Genomic DNA, 16,099 nt, shown 5'->3' with positions numbered 1-16,099 from the left:
TCGCCTGCGCCCCGGGAGGGAGCTGCCCCTCATGAGGGCTCGGCCAGCTTTCGGCGAAGGGTGGCGAGGAGCTTGTTCATGCCGTTCACCTCGTCGTTGTAGTGTGCGGCGGCCCGCTGGAACGCTTTCCTCCGCGGATCCAGCGGCGTGCCGGCCCGCGCGGTGCTGAGCAGCTGGAAGGCTGCGTCAACGACCTGCCTCTGTTTCTCCCGCAGCCGGACTACCCTGTCGTGCACGTGCTGGGCATCCGCGCTCTTGGTCCGGCCGGTCAGGTCGTCGAACTCCGGGCCGGTGCTGTTGACCGCTTGCCGAGCCTGCCGCAGAGTGCTGTCGGCGGCGTCCAGATGCCCCTCCTCGGTCGCCCGGACGGCCGTGTTGACCTGGTTGACTGTGGAGTTGAGCGTGCTGACGATCCGCTGGGCTCCCTTGAGGACCGGTTCCACGTTGGAGAACCCGTCGAGGGTCCTGGTGAGGTCGGGCGCGTTCTTCACGTACACCGGCGGCGGAGCTTTGGCGGCCGTGGCCATCCGGTCGAGAGTGCGGTGCTGCCCCTCCGGCACCTGGTAACCGATCACCCGGAATTGCAGGGACAGTCCGGCCGCACCGACCCGCTCGCGAATCTCCTTCTCGACGAAGGAGACGTCGTCCTCGCAGGCGTCGACACCGTGCCGCGTCACCACAATAATCCGGTTGACCTGGCGGGCCTTGCGATCGAACGGCTGGGAGAAGTCCTCGACGGCTTGGACGATTCCGCGCATCAGCGTCGGCTTGCCGTCCGCCCGGACCCGGCCCGCTTCCTGGGTGATCTTCTGCTGGTTGCCGACGTCGAAGCCGACCACCTGCGACGTGTTGTCGGAGGCACCGCACTCGCCGCCGAAAGTGCGCAGGGCGAGCGCGTCATGATCGCCCGAGTTCCCGACCGTCTTACGCAGTGACGTGGAGATCGCCGCGATGCCCTTGGGGTCGGGGCCGTCCGCCGTGTCGATCAGGAACTGGGTGCGGTAATTCGGCGCGAGCTTCGGTGAGAGCCAGTCGAAGTAGAGCCAGCCCGCACCGACACCCAGGACGGAGACGAGCAGCACGACCAACGGCATGCGCACGACGGGAGGCATCTCGACTCTGGTGTCCCCGGTGGTGATGTAGCCGGAGTTGTTGCCGCCGATGAAGACGGACCGCTTGCCGGACCGCCGCCGCTTGCGAAACAGCGGTCTCATCTTGGCGTTTCGTTCCGGGTGTCGCCCGTTGACAGCGGACCGTCGTTGTCGCCGCCGATGGCGATGGCCCGCTCTCCCGAGGCGATGGGAGCGGCCCCGGGCATTCCCTGCGACGCCGGGGTCGAGTGGCCGGGCGGCCCAGGGGCGGGCGGAACATGCACGTCGCCGGTGGTGACGGCACCGGCGTTGCTGCCGTGGATGGCCACCGCGCGTGCCCCGGACGCCTGCACGGTCGGCTGCCCGCCCGGACCCGGGGTGGCACCTGCGCTGCCGGCGTAGCCGTAGCCCCACATGGCCGCCAGTGCGGCCAGCGCCGCTCCTGCCCCGCACGCCACCGTCCACCGCACAGCCGGGTCCTGCACCACCGGCAGCAGCAGCGCTCCGCAGAGCCCCGTGCCCGCTGCGAAAGCAACTGCCGTCACGGTGACCGCCACCAGCCACCTACCGAACCGATCCACGGCCACCCCCCAATTCCGGCCGGCTCATGTCCCTGTCCACGATGGCACCGACGCGCCCCGCGTGTAGGGTGTTTGACTCTTCATCAGGAAATTACCGAACCATCGGGCCGCCGGACGGTGGCTACGCGGCGGTGCCGGAGGAGAAACAGCGGCGCCGTCGGGCCCGGCAGCACGCGCTCTCCACACGTGACTCAACGCTGACCTCGGGGTAGTCGTCCCCATACATGCCCAGTCCTTTGTAGGAAGCCACCTTTCGGTGAGTGGCAAGGTCCCACTGTGTTACCTGACGCTCGCCGAGGGCCGGCGGTGCCGCTCACTCGCCGCGGGGCTCTCTCGTGCTGCGCATCCCAGCGCAGCGACTGCCAGGAATCGGCAGCCGGATCAGGCACCTGATCGCCTAGCTTGCTGCTGCGCGTGTTGCCCACGCTCGCTGTGCTCTGCTCGAACCTTCTCCCGAACTGGTGAAGAAATTCCCTCCTCCCTCGCTGGGGAGGAGGGGGCAGCGGCAGCACTGCTTGTCAGGCAGGTTTCTGGCCAGGTGCCAGGTGCCAGGTGCCAGGTGCCTTTGCGTATCTGGCCAGGGGGTGCGCGGCATCGGATCGACACCCTCACCCAGGACCTTCACCGAGCACGGAAAGCACCTCTCCACGACGGTGCCGTCCGAGGCGACCCGTCGCGAACTCGCCCAGCAGACGCCGCCGGTGCAAGGGCTTGTGTTCAGTGCACGGAGGCCTCTTCGATCCTCCGGACCGCGTTCCGGGCGAGGAGGGCGAAGTTGCTGTCGCCGTCGTCGGCACACAGGCGGAGCGCGGGCAGCGCGGGTCGGGCCGCCGCCCCGAAGGACCCGAGATAGTCCAGTACGAGCAAGGGGGCGTGGCGGATCTGCTCGACCAGGACGGGCAGTGCGCCGTCGGCGTCGCCGGTGATCTTCCACAGTGCGTGGGCGGCGGCGGCCCGCAGCGCGCCGGGCGCCGCCGCACTGTCCCGCAGCTCGCGCAGTGTGGGGACGGCGGGCTGGGCCGCGTGCGGCCGTGCGCCAATCCACTCGCAGGCCCTGATGTCGTAGCGCGGATCGTTGGGGTGCGGGGTGTGGTCGGGGCCGAGTCGGCGCGTCAGGGCGTCCAGCTCCCTGCGTACGACGTCGTGGTCCTTCGCGTGGGAGAGCCCGACGATGTGGCGCATGCGCGCGAGTCTGCCCTCCAAGCTCTGCTCGTCGGCCGCCCGGGCGCGCCAGTCGCGCAGGAACGCGGCGGCCTCGCGGGCAGCAGCGTGATCGTCGGACTCGGGGTCCTTCCCGGCTTCGATGCGGGCGTTCAGCCGCTCCAGCGCGGTGGCCACCGGCATGGCGATCCGGTCTCCGACCGCGTACCAGCGGCGGACCCGGGTCAGCAACGCGGTGATTTCGGCGGCCGGAATGTCCTCCTCCGCGATGCGCGCCCCGATGGCGGGCCACAGCTCGTCGGCGAAGTTTTCCGCATAGTGCAGCAGCCCGCAGTCGAGGGTGCCCTGCCGGATCCTCTCCCGCAGGCTCGGCAGGCATCTGGGGTCCTCGCGCCGGAGCAGCGAGATCAGGGCCTGGGTGTACAGGTCCGGGTCGTCCAAGACGCCCAGCAGGGCGCCGGCGTAGCCGTCGTGGGCGAAGAGGTGGCGGGTGCGCACGGCTGCCCGCCGCACCGCGGCGTCGGGATGCCCGAGTAGGTCCGCGACGGCGGCCGCGTGGTCCGCGTAGCAGCTGTCTTCCTTGAACAGCCGGTCCGCCGCCTTGATCAGCACCGGTGCGACCGAGGCGTCGAGCCGCCCCTCCCGCAGCCTCGGCAGCATGCGCGCCAGCCAGCGGCCCCGCACATAAGGGGTGCGCCACAGCCAGCCGTCGATCCGGTCCACGGCGCTGCGCGGCAACGGTTCGCGGTTCCACTGCGGGTCGCACCAGGCCAGCTCCGCCAGGGCCGCACCGGCCTGTTCATCGGCGCACAGGGTCAGCGCTTCGACCACCTCGTCGTCGGTGACCGGGACCGGCGGCAGGGCCAGACCGAGGGCGGCCCCCAGCGCCTCGGCCGGGTCTCCCTCCCGCATACGGCGCCGCAGGTGGTCGCCCACCCGAGGGTCGTCGGCGTACCGGCCCGAAGCCAGCAGCAGCCCGAGCCGGACCGGCGCGTCCGGGTCGCTCTCGCTGTGGTGGAGCAGCGCCGGCACCACGTCGTCGGGCAGCGCGTCCGCGTAGGCCAGGACCACCGGCAGAATCCGGCGCACCGTCAGGTCCGGGTGGGAGAGCCGTTCCAACAGTGCGGACAGGCCCATGCCGATCACGTTGGACAGCCGCTGCGCCCACTCGCCGCACAGGTGGAAGCCCTCCGCGGCGTCGGGCACCCCCAGGTCATCTTCCAGTACCTCGAGCGCAGCACTGCTGCGGTCCCCCGGAGCGTCGAGTTCGACGTCGAAATCCCGGTAGACCACCGAATGCCAGTCGAACCCCACGGTCTCCTGATCGATTTCCCCCATGGACGCACCTTAGGGGGTGTCCGATCCTTCCTCTGCCCGCCCTTTCCCGTAGTACCGCGCGGCGCTCTGTCAGGGCTTCCTTGCCAGGCCCCCCACGATGAGCCGTTCCCAGACCGTCAGCTCGTGCTCTGCCGGCCCGATGCGGCTCTGATGCTCCGCCGTATCGGGCCGCCACAGGGAGCTCGGCACGATACCTGGCTCCAGTATCTCCAGATCGCCGAAGAGGTCGCGGATCTCCTCGTCTGTCCGCCACCGTCCGCGGCCGAAGGTGGCTTGGAGCAACGCCTCGGCCTCGGCGGTCTCCGGATTGCCGCCGCTGCGGAAGTGGGAGATGAAAAAGTAACTGCCTGAGGCGACTTGCTCCTGCCAGTAGCGGACGATCGAGTGGGGGCCCTCATCGTCGTTGATGTGGTGCAAGACGGCGCTGTGGATCACGGCCACGGGTCGATCGAAGTCAATCAGGCTGGTGATCTCCGGGTGCTCCCGGATGCTCTGCGGGTCGCGGACGTCGGCCTGGATGACGCGGGTGTGCCCGTTGTCCTCAAGTAGGGCGCGGCCATGGGCGAGGACGATGGGGTCGCTGTCGACGTAGATCACTCGGGCGCCGGGGGCGTGGTGCTGGGCGACCTGGTGGACGTTGTCTGCGGTCGGTAGCCCGCTGCCCATGTCGACGAACTGCTCGATGCCCGCGAGGGCGATCTCCCGCACGGCGCGGATGAGGTTCTGCCGGTTGGCGTGCGCGATGGCCACTGAGCCAGGCAGGTCGTGTGTGAAGGTGTCCCCGATGACGCGGTCCACGGCATAGTTGTCCTTGCCGCCGAGGAGATAGTCGTAGACCCGGGCGATGCTCGGCTTCGACTGGTCCACGTCGGGAAAACCCTCGGCCATCACAACTTCCTTTCTGTCGGCGGGGGTTGTCTGGCGGCCATCGTAGACGCCTCAGGGCTTCAACTCGTCAAGCAGCAACCGCGAGCGCGACGGGGAAGGCTGTGCCTTCATCGAACAGCTTTCGCTGCAGGAGGCAGTGGTGGAGCTGGCCCAGCATGCGGATAAAGAGGTTCTTCTGCGCTGTCCAGCTCGGCGCCCGGGCGCTCAGGTGGTGGCGGCCGCGGGTGGCGGTGGTCGATGCTCGCGCTGCGCCTGCTGCAGTCCGCACTCGTGCACGTCAGCACACCGCTGCTCCAGCAGGTGCTGGCCGAACCAGTATGGGCAAAGAAGCTCACCGACGAGGACCGGCGCGGGCTGACCGCTATGTTCTGGTCCAACGTCCACCCGTACGGCACCTTCCGCCTGGACATGGACAAGCGGCTGGACCTGGTACCGGCCACCGCCGTGCCCCGCCCCCCGCACTGCGACGGACGACGCTGACTTCGAACTGCAGATGGTCCAGCAGTAGGCTCATTCCGCAACACGACGCGAAGGGGAGATCGGTGGCGCGGGTTGCGGTGATCGGTGGGGGTATCAGCGGGCTGGGGACGGCGCTCATGCTTGGCCGACGGGGCCATACGGTCACGTTGTTCGAGCAGGACGCACGGCAGGCCGGAGACGACCTGAACCGGGACTTCTTCCACTGGGACAGGCCCCGAGTCCCGCAGGCCAACCATCCCCACTCGCTTCTCGCGCCCGTCCGCACCGTGTTGCGCAACGAGACCCCTGATGTCTACATGGACCTGCTGGCACGCGGAGCCCGGGAACACCACGATTTCGACTGGTTCGATGAGCATCCGCCGCACCGGGCCGGCGATGAGGACTTGGTGACCCTGCGCACCCGCCGCATCGTGTTGGAGTCCGCCCTGACCGCGGCCATTCGGCGGGAACCCACCATCGAAGTGCGGCAAGGCTGCCGGGTACGCGCCCTCACCCTCCGGGAGGGCCGTCCACCCAGGGTCACCGGCGTGCAGGTGGGCGCGGAAGTCCACCGGGCGGACCTCGTCGTCGACGCGGCCGGCCGCCGCTCGCCCGTGCCCGCCTGGCTGACCGCGGCCGGCTGCCGCCCGCCCGTGGTCGACAGCCACCGCACCGGGATCGCTTATCTGTGCCGCTGGTACCGCCTGCGTGCCGACGGCCCGCGTGACCCCGGGCGGGTGAAGACCGGCTCGGCCGCACCGTTCGCGCTGGCCGGCGTCTTCCCTTCCGACAACGACATCTTCGCGGCGCACCTGGTGCTCTCCACGGGTGATCCGACCCGAGGGGCGCTCACCAACCCTGCCGTGTTCGAGGCCGTCGCCCGCCGCTTCCCCGCCACCGCTGCCTGGCTCGGCCTGGCGCCCGAACCAGAGTCAGACGTCCTGGCGATGGCCGGCCTGGACAATCGCTGGACTTCCCTCGTCGACGATGACGGACCTGTCGTCACTGGCCTGGTCAACGCCGGGGACAGCCTCATCCACACCAACCCCACCTCGGGCCATGGCGCTGCCCTCGGCCTGCGCGCCGCCCAGCACCTTGCTGCCCATGTCGACCAGGTCGCCGCGGATCCCATCGGCTACCACGCCTGGACAGCACAGACCCTCCGCCCGTTGTTCGACGCGCAGGTGACGGCCGACCGCGCCAACGAGCAACGCCTGGGAGAGAGTTCGCCACCGTCGGATCGACGGGCTGCCGCCCTGGCTGCCTGCGCCTTCGATGATCCCGTCGTCATGCGAGCCCGTGCCCAGGTACGCCATCTCCTGCAACCGGCCGACGATGCCTACGGCACCGACGAAGTGGACCGAGCCGTTACCGACTGGCTGGCCGACCACCCGGACTTCTCGCCAACGCACGACGGCCCGACTCGCGAGCAGTGGGAGGCACTCATTCCAGGCTGAGCGCTTGCCTGGTACCTCACCTCCGACGCTCAGTGTCGGCAACGTCTGCCGACACTCACCCTGGTGTTCACGAACCCGCAGGTGAGCACTGTCGACAACTCGCGTCGACAATCAACGTCGATGAATGGTTCGGGCGATGGATGCCGGCACATGCTCATCGGCTACGCGTGGAGTCGTATCGACCTTCCCTCACCCTCACCCCCGTCTCGACATCGGCCACCCACCGGTGAGCCCCCGGCCGCACCCGCACCCCGGCGGTGCGCACGTTATCGGCGAGGAAGGCGGTGCAGTAGGGGTGGACGCTCTTGTAGGCGTCGCGGTCCACCGGTGCTTTGAGCGAGGCCACGCGTGGGATCCGTAACGGGCGTGCGGCGCCATGGCGGTGGGAGGGCACGATGGTTCACCCGGGGCCACATCTGGACGGCCGCCGGCTTCACCGGGCGGGGGATTCAGCCGGCTCGGGCGCGTAGCAGGTCCTCCCGTGCGAGTTCCGTCCTTGGGTGGTCCTCACCCAGCATCTGTGTGAGCGCCGCCACCGCACTCTCCAGGAGCGGGACAGCCCGGTCCGTGTCACCGGCCTCCAGATAGGCGTACCCCAGATTACTGAGGGTGCTCACGGTGTCGGCATGGTCCTCACCCAGTTCCCGCATCCTGTCGGCCAGCAGGCTCTCGAGGAGTGGGATGGCCCGCGCCGTGTCCCCGGCCTGCAGGTGGGCGACGGCGAGGTTGTTGCGGGACTTCAGAGTGTCGGGATGGCTCTCGCCCACGAGCCGCACACGATCGGACAGCACGCTCTCGAAGAGTTGTACCGCCCTGTCCATGTCACCCTTCACCGCGTAGGCGAGGGCTTGTTTGGTGCGGAGGTTCAGCGCAGCGGGGTGGTCCTCGCCCAGGCTTCGTATCCGGTGGCTCGTCACTTTTTCGAGGAGTGGGATCGCCCCGATCAGATCACCCGCCGCCATGCGGGCACCGGCCCGGCCCAGGTCCGGGTACTCCTCACCCGACTGCCGCGCGAAGTGGATGACGGCACGCCGCAGCCACCACTCGGAACGTCCGGTGGGCCCCGACTGAGCCCCGGCAACCATTCCGGCCTTCCCGAAGAGACCGGCCGTCGCTTCGCTGTCGTCCTTGATGGCCACGTTTTCGGCGAGTGCTTCGACGTGGGGCATCAGCGTCCGGTACGACAGCCACGTCTCGGCGGACCGGATGTCGCTGGGGAACGCCTTCTTGAGACCGGTGGCTGCCCGGTCGCGTGCGCTCTCCACGTCGTCGGCCAGCCGGTGTGGATCGTCCGGATCCGGTGTACGGGCCAAGGCCTGGACCAGGCGGTGGACGGTGAGGGTGCCGTCGCCGTTGTCCGTGACCATGCTGTACGCGATCAAACGGCCGAGAGCCCTGGTGAGTAAGGGAGGCGGGGCCAGGCCGTCGAGGAGCGCGCGGGGGATGCCATGCGGGGCGTACCAGGCGAGGATGCGGAGGATCTCCGCCGCGAGCGGGGTGTCCGCCAGACGGTCCAAGGTGAGGCGCCAGATCCGCGCCACCGTGCGCGCGGAGTCACCACCCTCGGCGGTGGACGCGAACATCTCCGCCGGCCAGGAGGCGAGCATCTCCGCGTAGGCGCGGGGTGCGGTGCCGGTTTCGGCGCAGTACGCGGCGGCCTGTTCCACGGCCAGGGGCAAGTGACCGAGTTCTGCGCAGAGTTCGGCGCTGCCGTCGGTCTCCGTGCGGCCCGCGTGGTGCAGGACGCGGAGAAACAGCTCCGTGGCCTCCTCGTCGGAGAGGACATCCAGCCGTACAGGCGCGGCCAGGCCGTGCCAGCCGGTGGCGCGACGGGTGGTGATCAGAAATCGGCCCGTCGCGACCCGGTCCAGCAACGGGCGGATGTCGTCGGGCTGTTCGACGTTGTCCAGGACGAGGAGCCAGTCGTCGTGGGACGTCAGCCACTGCACCGCCCGCTCCGTGAGCATCTGCGCGGGCAGGCCGGGCAGGCCCGCGAGAGCCGGTTGCAGGGCGCGGGCCAGGTCGGCGAGGCCGGAGTCGACGGCCGCCCTGCTGTCGGCGGTGATCCACCAGCGCGGGTTGCCGGTGTGGTGGTGGACGGCCCACTGCGCGGCGAGGGCCGACTTGCCGATGCCGCCGAGCCCGTGCACGGCCTGGACCACAACGCCGCCCGGGGCGGCGAATTCAGTGTCCAGGCGGTCGAGGGCGTCGGTGCGGCCGACGAACAGTCCCGTTCTTGGCACATTGCACAGGCCTGCCGGAGCCTGCACCTCCGTGATCGGGCCGCACGCCTCGGGCGGCAGTACGACGCCGTTCTCCATGAAGATGTTCTGGGCGACGGAGTTGACGACGTCCCGGCCCGCGGCGTTCGAGCCCAAGCTTGCCGTGACCCCTGTCGGGTCCGGGGCCGGGGACTGACCCGGGTCCGCAGTCGCGTCCGGCTTCCCCTGCCCTGCCGCGCCGCGTCTGCGGCGACCGAAGAGCATCATCACCCACCTCTGTGTGCGGTCGAGCCGTCGATGTCACCACCGGCCGCGTTCGAGCCGCCGCTCGCCGAGATCCCGCCATTACCGCCACCCGCGTCCGGCCCGGCCGGGACCGTACCGGTGTCCCGTGCCGAGGCGCTGCGGATGCTGCCACCGGCGGCGTTCGAACCGCCCTGTGCGCGCACGGGCGGGCCGGGCGACGGCGCGGGCCGGAGCGCGGCATGTACTGACAGGCCCAGCGCGGCCAGACCCGTCATCGCACCCACGACACTCGCCACCTGACCCGCAGTGTCCAGATCACCCACCACCGCCAGTACGGTCAGGCCCACTGCCACCGCCCCGCCCAGAACTGCCGATGCCCACCACAAGTAGCGCCGCCACCCTGCCATGACCCCATCTTGACTCCACGTACGGGATTCGACACCGTGATCCGGCTAATTCAATGCTCCTCTGCGGCGGAATGGCCCGGGGGAGCGGGCCGGGGCTGTGTTCCTCGGTGGTCGCTCAGGCAGGCGACGTACGTGGTCGCCCATAGCCGGTAGGGGGCCGCCGGGCAGGTTCCCCGAGCCGCGACTGCCCCGGCGCCCGACCCATGCCGTCGAGTGCGGGATCAGTCGTCTCAAGCGCCACCGAGCCGTGGCGACGCGATACAACAAGCTCGCCGTCCGCCAGGAGGCGACCGTGTTGGTCGCAGTCCTCAACGAGCGGCTGCGACCAGCACCTTCCCAACCCTCAGCCCAGCAGCTGCCTGAGGCGCTCAAGGTCGTCGTGTACGGACTCCTGTTCCTCCGCGGTGAGGTGGACTGCGGTGGCCTCGGCAAGCGGGCGCTGCGCCTACGGGACGAGCGTTACTCAGCTCCACCTCGCCCGTCCCCTCGCGAGGACCTGCGCCGCCCCTGGGAACGCCCCGTCGGACCCCGCCGCCTCACTCCCGCCCGCGTCCGCCGAGGGTTTCGCAACACTCACGCGACGGCGGCCCGTCCGGCGGCCGCACCGCAACCGTCCACGCCGGGCCCGGGCCGGCCTCTCGGATCGAAGAACAAGCATCAGGCCAAGCGCCACGACGTCGGCAAGACGGTCCATCGCGCCGGGTCGATCAAAGAACACCAAACCCGCCGCGGATGAACGCCAAGCTCAGCTCAGGTCTTAACCTCTGACTGCGTGTTGGGAGTTGCCTGCGCGGCACGAATGGGGAGGTCGCACTGCTCCAACGCCATCCCGGCTCATGTGGCGCAGCCACTATGGCCGCCCGCTCCTCGCGGACCAGCGGGCGTCTAATGATCTGGGTCTTGCCCGTGCGAGGTCTCGGGCTGTCGTATCCACGCGGCCAGTAGCTGAAGCGCCTCTTCGGAGCTGGAGCCTGCCTCGGCGGTGTAGACACTCAGCCGCTGGTCCGGGTCGGCGGGCAGGGTGAGGGATTCGTAGTTGAGGGTGAGCGGGCCGACGATCGGGTGGTGGAAGTGTTTGAACACCCAGCGCCTCCTGGTAACCGGGTGGAGGTGAAAGCTCAAGCTGAGAAGTCGTCTCGTTTTGGTGAGTCTGCGGTAGCAGAGGAGAGTGCAAGCGATCCTGGTGAATGCGAGGAAGTGCTCGGCTCTCTGTTCGTAGCGGCGGTGAGGCGGCAGCAGCCGGCGAGCCAGGCCATGGTCCGTTCGAAGTCCACATGCTGATCTCAACGGCCGAGGCGTGCCCGGACCATGCCGCCCCGGGGTCGCCGGTCGCCGACCGCTTCACCCGGTCCTGCTTCCAGGCTGTGATCATCGGCGCGATCAACACCCATTGCTGGTCCGACATGTCGCTGGGGTACGGCTGTCGCTCCACGCCTCGCATCTCGGCATGAACATGTCCAACAGGTTGCCGACGTGACGATCAGTACCACGATCGAGCGATCACGAACCGAGGAAGATCGGACTTGGCGTCCGCTGAGGAGGGCCCAGCCAGGCGGGGCTCTGATCGGGAGCGAGCTTCACTCCGCCTCACGCACCTCCCCGTACCAGCGCCACTTCTCCAGCCGCTCCCGCCCCGCGAGTTCACCCCGCCCGGTCGCCCACAGCAACGTCGGCCACGGCTCCTCGTCGCGCTCCACATGCGGGAAGAGCCGTCCGAGGACCAGCACACACAGGTCGTCGGGGGCGGTGAACTCCAAGCCGAGACCGGCTGCGATGTCGTACGTGTGGAGAAGGGTCTCGACGATGCCCATCGCCGCGAAACCGGCCGGGTCCGAGGCACCCATGGCGTGGTGGGCGCGGGCCGACGGGGGAGTGGTGCGAGTCAGGGAGACCTGCATCGCACCGCACGCCTCCAGGACCGTCAGCAGCCCGGACGGGCCCGGCTCCCGCTCGGCCTGGAGTATCTTGACCGGCCCTTCGGGCCGTCGGCGGCGCATCGCGAGGGGGACATAGGTGCCGGCAGGCAGTCCGGGCGTCGCGATCTGCATGCCGTAGAAGAACAGGTCGTCCGCCAGGTGCTCGGCCGTCTCCCAGCACGTCCACTCCAGCGAACCGGCCTTCGCGTCCCACACCTCCGCCTCCGAGGGAGCCGACCGCAGCGTGGCGACCGCGAGCTGCACCGCGCGGGCCAGCGCGTCGGCCCAGGCGTCGTTCGTGCGGGGGGCCGACTGGGCATGATCGCCGAATGTCATCCGGGCACGGTAACGTGCGCGCCCGACCGCCGCACCACGGTTCGAGAAGGCCGCTGCCGCTCGCGATCGGATCGAACGGTCGGACGGCGGGCCGGGGTCCGCACTCCGTTGGCGGTGGGCTGCTCAGGCGTGCCTACCGCTGCAACGAGAATCGGACTTAACGCCCACTCAAACAAAAACAAACGGTCCGCCAGGTCACCGCCGATATCCGCATCCTCGACGAGCGGCTCAAGGTCGCCCGCGCCAACCTGTGCTTTCAGGACCGCCGCATGGTCGACCTCGAAGCGCAGATCGCTGATCCTGGATCAACGACCTGACCCTGCCAGGCCGGGGATCCGTGGTTGTCAGTGCTGCGGGTCATACTCGGACTGCGGCGCCGCCCGGGCACCGCGGCACGAGGGGAGCGACATGGCTGAGGTGCTGGTTTTCCACCACGGGCACGGACTGACCGCTGGCGTCCGAGAGTTCGCCGAGCAGCTGCGACGGGCCGGACACACCGTCCATGCCCCAGACCTCTTCGAGGGGCAGGTATTCGACAGCCTTGAGGAGGGCATCGACTACGCCGAGAGGGTCGGGTTCGGCACGGTCATCGCGCGCGGAACCGCCGTCGCCGAGGGACTACCTGCGGAGCTCGTCTACCTCGGGTTCTCACTTGGCGTCCTGCCGGCGCAGAAGCTGGCCCAGACCCGCCCGGGCGCGAAGGGCGCGTTGTTGCTGGAGGCATGCGTCCCGGTCTCGGAGTTCGGCGCTGCCTGGCCCCAGGACGTCCCAGTCCAGGTCCACGGCATGGAGGCAGACCCGTTCTTCTCCGGCGAGGGTGATGTGGACGCGGCCCGCGCGCTCGTCGATACGGCGGCGGCTGCTGAGCTGTTCCTCTACTCCGGCGACAGGCATCTGTTCACCGACAGCAGCTTGCCGTCGCACGACAAGCACGCTGCAACGCAGGCCACCCACCGAGTGCTTGGCTTCCTCGACCACATCAAATAGCCAACCGAACCGGGATCAACAACCTGAGCGTGTCCCCCTGCCCGCCCCTCGGGACCACCAGGACGAGCGACAGCAACGGCGGAAGGTGCCGAGCGGTTCGGGGGGCGCTCACCGACGCCGTCCAGCTCTGTGTCCGCTCCGCTGGCGGGGCGGTGGGGGCTGACCTGTCCAGCGGGCTGGACTCCTCGGCGGCCGTCGTGCTCGCCGCCGACGACGAGGACGGCGAGGACGGCGAGGGCACCGGCGAATGACGCGGCGTTAGGGCGCGTATCGGGTCGTGAGCAATGAGCATTGCAGCTTCCGGGGTGGGTGCCCGTCTGGGGTACGGGCCCGGCGATCTGCGGCTGCGCCGTGTGCACGCGAGTGACCGGAAGCGTTGCCGCAGGCAGGCAGGCAGGCAGGCAGGAAGGCAGGTAGGCAGGCAGCGGCGGGGCCCGAGGGCCCCGGCTGCGTGCCCGCTGGGATGGTGTGTCAGACCATGGCGAGCCGGTCCACCAGCAGTTCCACCCTCGGCTCGATGTCCTCCGGCGGCAGCCGTCCCGCCCGGGTCAGGGTCGCCAGGCCGTGCAGGGAAGCCCAGAACACCTCGGTGAACAGCGCCGGGTGGACGCCGTCCCCGGCGACCTCGCCCAGGCTCTCCAGCAGCGCGGCGAAGGCGTCCTTGAGAGGTTCCGGGGTGTCCTCCTGGCGCCGATGATCTCGCGCTTGCCGCGGAAGTGGCTGTAGAGGACGGGCTGGCTGTATTCGATGCGCTCGGCGAGCCGGCGGGTGGTGACCGCGTCCCAGAGCCCGCGGGCTTGCCCTCTTGGACAGTCTCTGCGATCTGCCGGGCGGCCTGGTCGGGTGTGAGGCGCGTGGCCGAGGGCTTCGCCGACTGGTGCCACTCCGGCGCGCCCGCTGTGGCCGACTCGACACCCGATGACCCCATCGTGGTCATTCGAGACCGTCGGCGAGGCGAGGCTTCGTCGCGAGCCTCTGGTAGAGGACGGTTCGGGATCGGCGGGTGCGTTGCACGAGCCCTGCGCGGTGGAGGATCTGCAGGTGGTAGGAGATGGTCGCAGGACTGAGGTAAAGACGCTGGGCGAGCTCTCCCGTGGTGCGGGGCTGGGCGAGCTCGGCCAGCAACTTTATGCGTGTCGTGCCGATCAGCTCGTCACCGCGCGAGGGCGGCAGACAGTCGTTCTGCGCAGCCGGATAGACGATCAGTGGTGTGCGGGGAGCCGGCGCGCCCGGGGGCTCGGCGGCACAGAAGATCGCCCGCCCCGCGAAGACGCTGGGTACGAGGATCGCGGCGTCGGCATCGAGACTCAGACGGTGGGAACTGGTGGCGAGTGAATGGACTTTCAGGGTGCCGTCGTGCCACTCCAGGTTGGGGGCCAACCGGTTGACGGTGTCCGCGATTCCGTGCCGGGCGATCACGGAGGCCCAGGCGGCGACATCGCCTTCCAACCGGGCCCGCATGCTGGGCCAGTGGGGCGCCAGGACGGCACACCAGAACTGCTCCAGCTCCACAGCGATACGCTGCGCCACATACTCCTCGCCCCGGTCCATAGCCGTCAGGAGCAGCTGAGGCGGCCTCTGGCCCACGGTCTGGCCCCATGAGTGGCCGCCGATGGCCGCCGTCAACTCGTAACGGATCCGCTCGCTCGGAGTAGTAGCCACCTGGTGCAAGGCAGTGTCCAGGTCCGCCTGAAATCCCGCGGGCTCTGGCCGCAGGAAGTCGGGAGCGTAACCGCCCGGCCCCCCGCCGGCGACAACAGCCAGGAGCCCTAACTGTCGTTCCGACAGGGCCTCTACCGCCTGTTTCCGCCAGCCCGCCCTGAGCACACGTGGGGACCGGGCGAGGGCGAAGAGCAGATCCTTGGCCGCGTCCAGAGGCGACATGGCGAACCGGACTCTGCCCAAACCATGCGCGCCCAGATTGATCCGGATCATGAACAGCCCCCGTAACGGGATCGTCTTCGAAAAAAATCGAATCATTCGACCGCGGACATGTCATCCGATTCCCTGGATTCCGTGCCCGATGCCACTCGGCGGACCACGGGCACCAGCATCCCAGGACCTGACGGACAGTCGGTCGATAGGAGAAGCTCCCGTGAAGACCAAGATCAAGTCCGCGCTCACCGCAGCGGTCGTCGCGACCATAGCCTTGGCCGCAAGCACCGGCACCGCGCACGCGAACACCTACCAGCGCAATGTCCAGCTCATCAACCACCACACCGGTCTGTGCCTGCAAGGTAACGGCGCCAACGTCGCCGTCAATCTCGGGTCCTGCAACGGCAGCTCGAACCAGCGATGGAACGTGCTCTCCTACGACTCCGACGTGAACAACTACTACGCGCGGGTGCAGATCCAGTCCGTAGCGACCGGCCAGTGCATGAGGTGGGACCACTACACGGTGTGGGACGGACAGTGGGACCAGCTCCGGACTGGCTCCTGTGACTACACGAAACCCGATGACCAGTGGAACTTGACCTGGGTCGGCAACACTGCCCCCAACCCCGGCAACAGCTTCCAGTTCTTCAACCCATACGGGGTGAGCAACAATCCCGCGTGTCTCGACGCCGGTCAGGGAAACCTGATGTTCGGCTACGGCCGCGGCACTGTCACCTGTCCCTGGCACACCGACGACTGGCAGATCTGGAGCATGCAGGGCTGACAGAGGGCGCTCCTCAACGAGGTCGGGGACCGGGCAGCGGCAGGCGGGGCATCTGCGAGCAACGAGCTTGGGCCGCCGCCCGACGGCCACCTGCCGCACCCGCCGGTACAGCGTGCGTCGGCTGACACGCGGCCGCCGCAGATGCCGGTGCAGGCCGGTGCAGGACGTGCAGGCGGGACACCGTCCAGGGCCCCGGCCGTGCGAGCATCGCGGCGGTCCGCGCGGGCAGCCGCCGGCCGCCCGGCCTCGGCCGCCCGCTGCGGGGCCGGTCGGCCAGACCGGTCAGCCCGCAGGCATGGAAGCGGCCGATCCAGCGGCGCACCGTGGCCGGGTCGTACTCCACCAGTATCG

At 69.4% G+C, this 16,099-nt stretch carries 14 protein-coding genes and 3 pseudogenes; 6 read left to right on the top strand and 11 right to left on the bottom strand.

The window, feature by feature from the left end; all coding sequences use genetic code 11:
- Positions 1-29: 29 nt before the first annotated feature.
- The 4 genes from IG62_RS0125765 to IG62_RS0125750 form a co-directional block, all read right to left on the bottom strand.
- Positions 30-1,214: a hypothetical protein gene (locus IG62_RS0125765; RefSeq protein ID WP_051798578.1), complete on the bottom strand. Its 1,185-nt coding sequence runs from the start codon at positions 1,212-1,214 to the stop codon at positions 30-32.
- The gene (locus IG62_RS43410) at positions 1,211-1,636 is read right to left on the bottom strand and encodes a hypothetical protein (protein WP_158795112.1); all 426 of its coding nucleotides are present in this window, start codon (positions 1,634-1,636) and stop codon (positions 1,211-1,213) included. The genes IG62_RS0125765 and IG62_RS43410 overlap by 4 nt, the downstream gene beginning before the upstream one ends.
- A 753-nt stretch (positions 1,637-2,389) precedes the next feature.
- A complete protein-coding gene (locus IG62_RS0125755) occupies positions 2,390-4,171 on the bottom strand; it encodes a hypothetical protein (protein ID WP_030807878.1) in 1,782 nt (593 codons plus the stop codon).
- 69 nt (positions 4,172-4,240) lie between these two features.
- Positions 4,241-5,059 (bottom strand): SAM-dependent methyltransferase, encoded by an 819-nt coding sequence (locus IG62_RS0125750; RefSeq protein ID WP_030807876.1) that lies wholly within the window; start codon positions 5,057-5,059, stop codon positions 4,241-4,243.
- Between the two features lie 237 nt (positions 5,060-5,296).
- Here IG62_RS0125750 and IG62_RS0125745 point away from each other — a divergent pair, with 237 nt between their 5' ends.
- Positions 5,297-5,539 carry a transposase gene (locus IG62_RS0125745; RefSeq protein ID WP_234326733.1) on the top strand — a complete coding sequence of 81 codons (243 nt, stop codon included), beginning with the start codon at positions 5,297-5,299 and terminating at the stop codon, positions 5,537-5,539.
- Positions 5,540-5,601: 62 nt separating this feature from the next.
- Positions 5,602-6,975, top strand: coding sequence for an FAD-dependent oxidoreductase (locus IG62_RS0125740; protein ID WP_030807870.1), 1,374 nt, complete (start codon positions 5,602-5,604; stop codon positions 6,973-6,975).
- A gap of 449 nt (positions 6,976-7,424) precedes the next feature.
- Here the strand turns inward: IG62_RS0125740 and IG62_RS0125735 are convergent, their stop codons facing one another.
- Positions 7,425-9,353, bottom strand: a complete 1,929-nt coding sequence (locus tag IG62_RS0125735) for a tetratricopeptide repeat protein (protein WP_051798574.1) — start codon at positions 9,351-9,353, stop codon at positions 7,425-7,427.
- A 110-nt stretch (positions 9,354-9,463) separates the two neighbouring features.
- The gene (locus IG62_RS0125730) at positions 9,464-9,850 is read right to left on the bottom strand and encodes a hypothetical protein (protein ID WP_158795111.1); all 387 of its coding nucleotides are present in this window, start codon (positions 9,848-9,850) and stop codon (positions 9,464-9,466) included.
- Positions 9,851-10,314: 464 nt separating this feature from the next.
- Between IG62_RS0125730 and IG62_RS49930 the strand changes: the two are divergent.
- Positions 10,315-10,586, top strand: a pseudogene (locus IG62_RS49930) (transposase); the annotation flags it as partial.
- Positions 10,587-10,735: 149 nt separating this feature from the next.
- Here the strand turns inward: IG62_RS49930 and IG62_RS42275 are convergent.
- Positions 10,736-10,972, bottom strand: coding sequence for a hypothetical protein (locus IG62_RS42275; RefSeq protein WP_267887918.1), 237 nt, complete (start codon positions 10,970-10,972; stop codon positions 10,736-10,738).
- Positions 10,973-11,124: 152 nt separating this feature from the next.
- Here IG62_RS42275 and IG62_RS50250 point away from each other — a divergent pair, with 152 nt between their 5' ends.
- Positions 11,125-11,301: a hypothetical protein gene (locus tag IG62_RS50250; protein ID WP_158795110.1), complete on the top strand. Its 177-nt coding sequence runs from the start codon at positions 11,125-11,127 to the stop codon at positions 11,299-11,301.
- 126 nt (positions 11,302-11,427) lie between these two features.
- Here the strand turns inward: IG62_RS50250 and IG62_RS0125715 are convergent, their stop codons facing one another.
- Entirely contained in the window at positions 11,428-12,102 is a 675-nt protein-coding gene (locus IG62_RS0125715) for a hypothetical protein (RefSeq protein ID WP_030807858.1), read from the bottom strand.
- A gap of 408 nt (positions 12,103-12,510) precedes the next feature.
- Between IG62_RS0125715 and IG62_RS0125710 the strand changes: the two genes are divergently transcribed.
- Positions 12,511-13,089, top strand: coding sequence for a dienelactone hydrolase family protein (locus IG62_RS0125710; protein WP_030807855.1), 579 nt, complete (start codon positions 12,511-12,513; stop codon positions 13,087-13,089).
- A 471-nt stretch (positions 13,090-13,560) separates the two neighbouring features.
- Here the strand turns inward: IG62_RS0125710 and IG62_RS45160 are convergent.
- Positions 13,561-13,874 (bottom strand): annotated as a pseudogene (locus IG62_RS45160) (TetR/AcrR family transcriptional regulator); the annotation flags it as partial.
- Between the two features lie 148 nt (positions 13,875-14,022).
- Positions 14,023-15,024, bottom strand: a complete 1,002-nt coding sequence (locus tag IG62_RS0125695) for an ArsR/SmtB family transcription factor (RefSeq protein ID WP_158795109.1) — start codon at positions 15,022-15,024, stop codon at positions 14,023-14,025.
- 160 nt (positions 15,025-15,184) lie between these two features.
- On the opposite strand from IG62_RS0125695, the gene IG62_RS0125690 reads away from it, so the two are divergent.
- Complete coding sequence (locus IG62_RS0125690) at positions 15,185-15,748, top strand: RICIN domain-containing protein (protein ID WP_030807851.1); 564 nt, start codon at positions 15,185-15,187, stop codon at positions 15,746-15,748.
- Positions 15,749-15,760: 12 nt separating this feature from the next.
- Here IG62_RS0125690 and IG62_RS49920 read toward each other — a convergent pair.
- Positions 15,761-16,097: pseudogene (locus IG62_RS49920) on the bottom strand (helix-turn-helix domain-containing protein); the annotation flags it as partial.
- Positions 16,098-16,099 lie beyond the last annotated feature (2 nt).

The sequence above is a fragment of the Streptomyces sp. NRRL S-337 genome, assembly GCF_000720175.1.
GTDB classification, from domain to species: domain Bacteria; phylum Actinomycetota; class Actinomycetes; order Streptomycetales; family Streptomycetaceae; genus Streptomyces; species Streptomyces siderophoricus.
The sequence above is the reverse complement of the archived record's forward strand: the minus strand, read 5'-3'. Positions and strand labels throughout refer to the sequence as shown.

Coding starts and splice junctions, on each gene's coding strand:
- IG62_RS0125710 (WP_030807855.1), top strand. CDS start 12,511: ATGGCTGAGGTGCTGGTTTTCCACCACGGGCACGGACTGACCGCTGGC.
- IG62_RS0125755 (WP_030807878.1), bottom strand. CDS start 4,171: ATGGGGGAAATCGATCAGGAGACCGTGGGGTTCGACTGGCATTCGGTG.
- IG62_RS0125715 (WP_030807858.1), bottom strand. CDS start 12,102: ATGACATTCGGCGATCATGCCCAGTCGGCCCCCCGCACGAACGACGCC.
- IG62_RS50250 (WP_158795110.1), top strand. CDS start 11,125: ATGCTGATCTCAACGGCCGAGGCGTGCCCGGACCATGCCGCCCCGGGG.
- IG62_RS0125745 (WP_234326733.1), top strand. CDS start 5,297: ATGCTCGCGCTGCGCCTGCTGCAGTCCGCACTCGTGCACGTCAGCACA.
- IG62_RS0125765 (WP_051798578.1), bottom strand. CDS start 1,214: ATGAGACCGCTGTTTCGCAAGCGGCGGCGGTCCGGCAAGCGGTCCGTC.
- IG62_RS0125730 (WP_158795111.1), bottom strand. CDS start 9,850: ATGGCAGGGTGGCGGCGCTACTTGTGGTGGGCATCGGCAGTTCTGGGC.
- IG62_RS0125695 (WP_158795109.1), bottom strand. CDS start 15,024: ATGATCCGGATCAATCTGGGCGCGCATGGTTTGGGCAGAGTCCGGTTC.
- IG62_RS0125750 (WP_030807876.1), bottom strand. CDS start 5,059: ATGGCCGAGGGTTTTCCCGACGTGGACCAGTCGAAGCCGAGCATCGCC.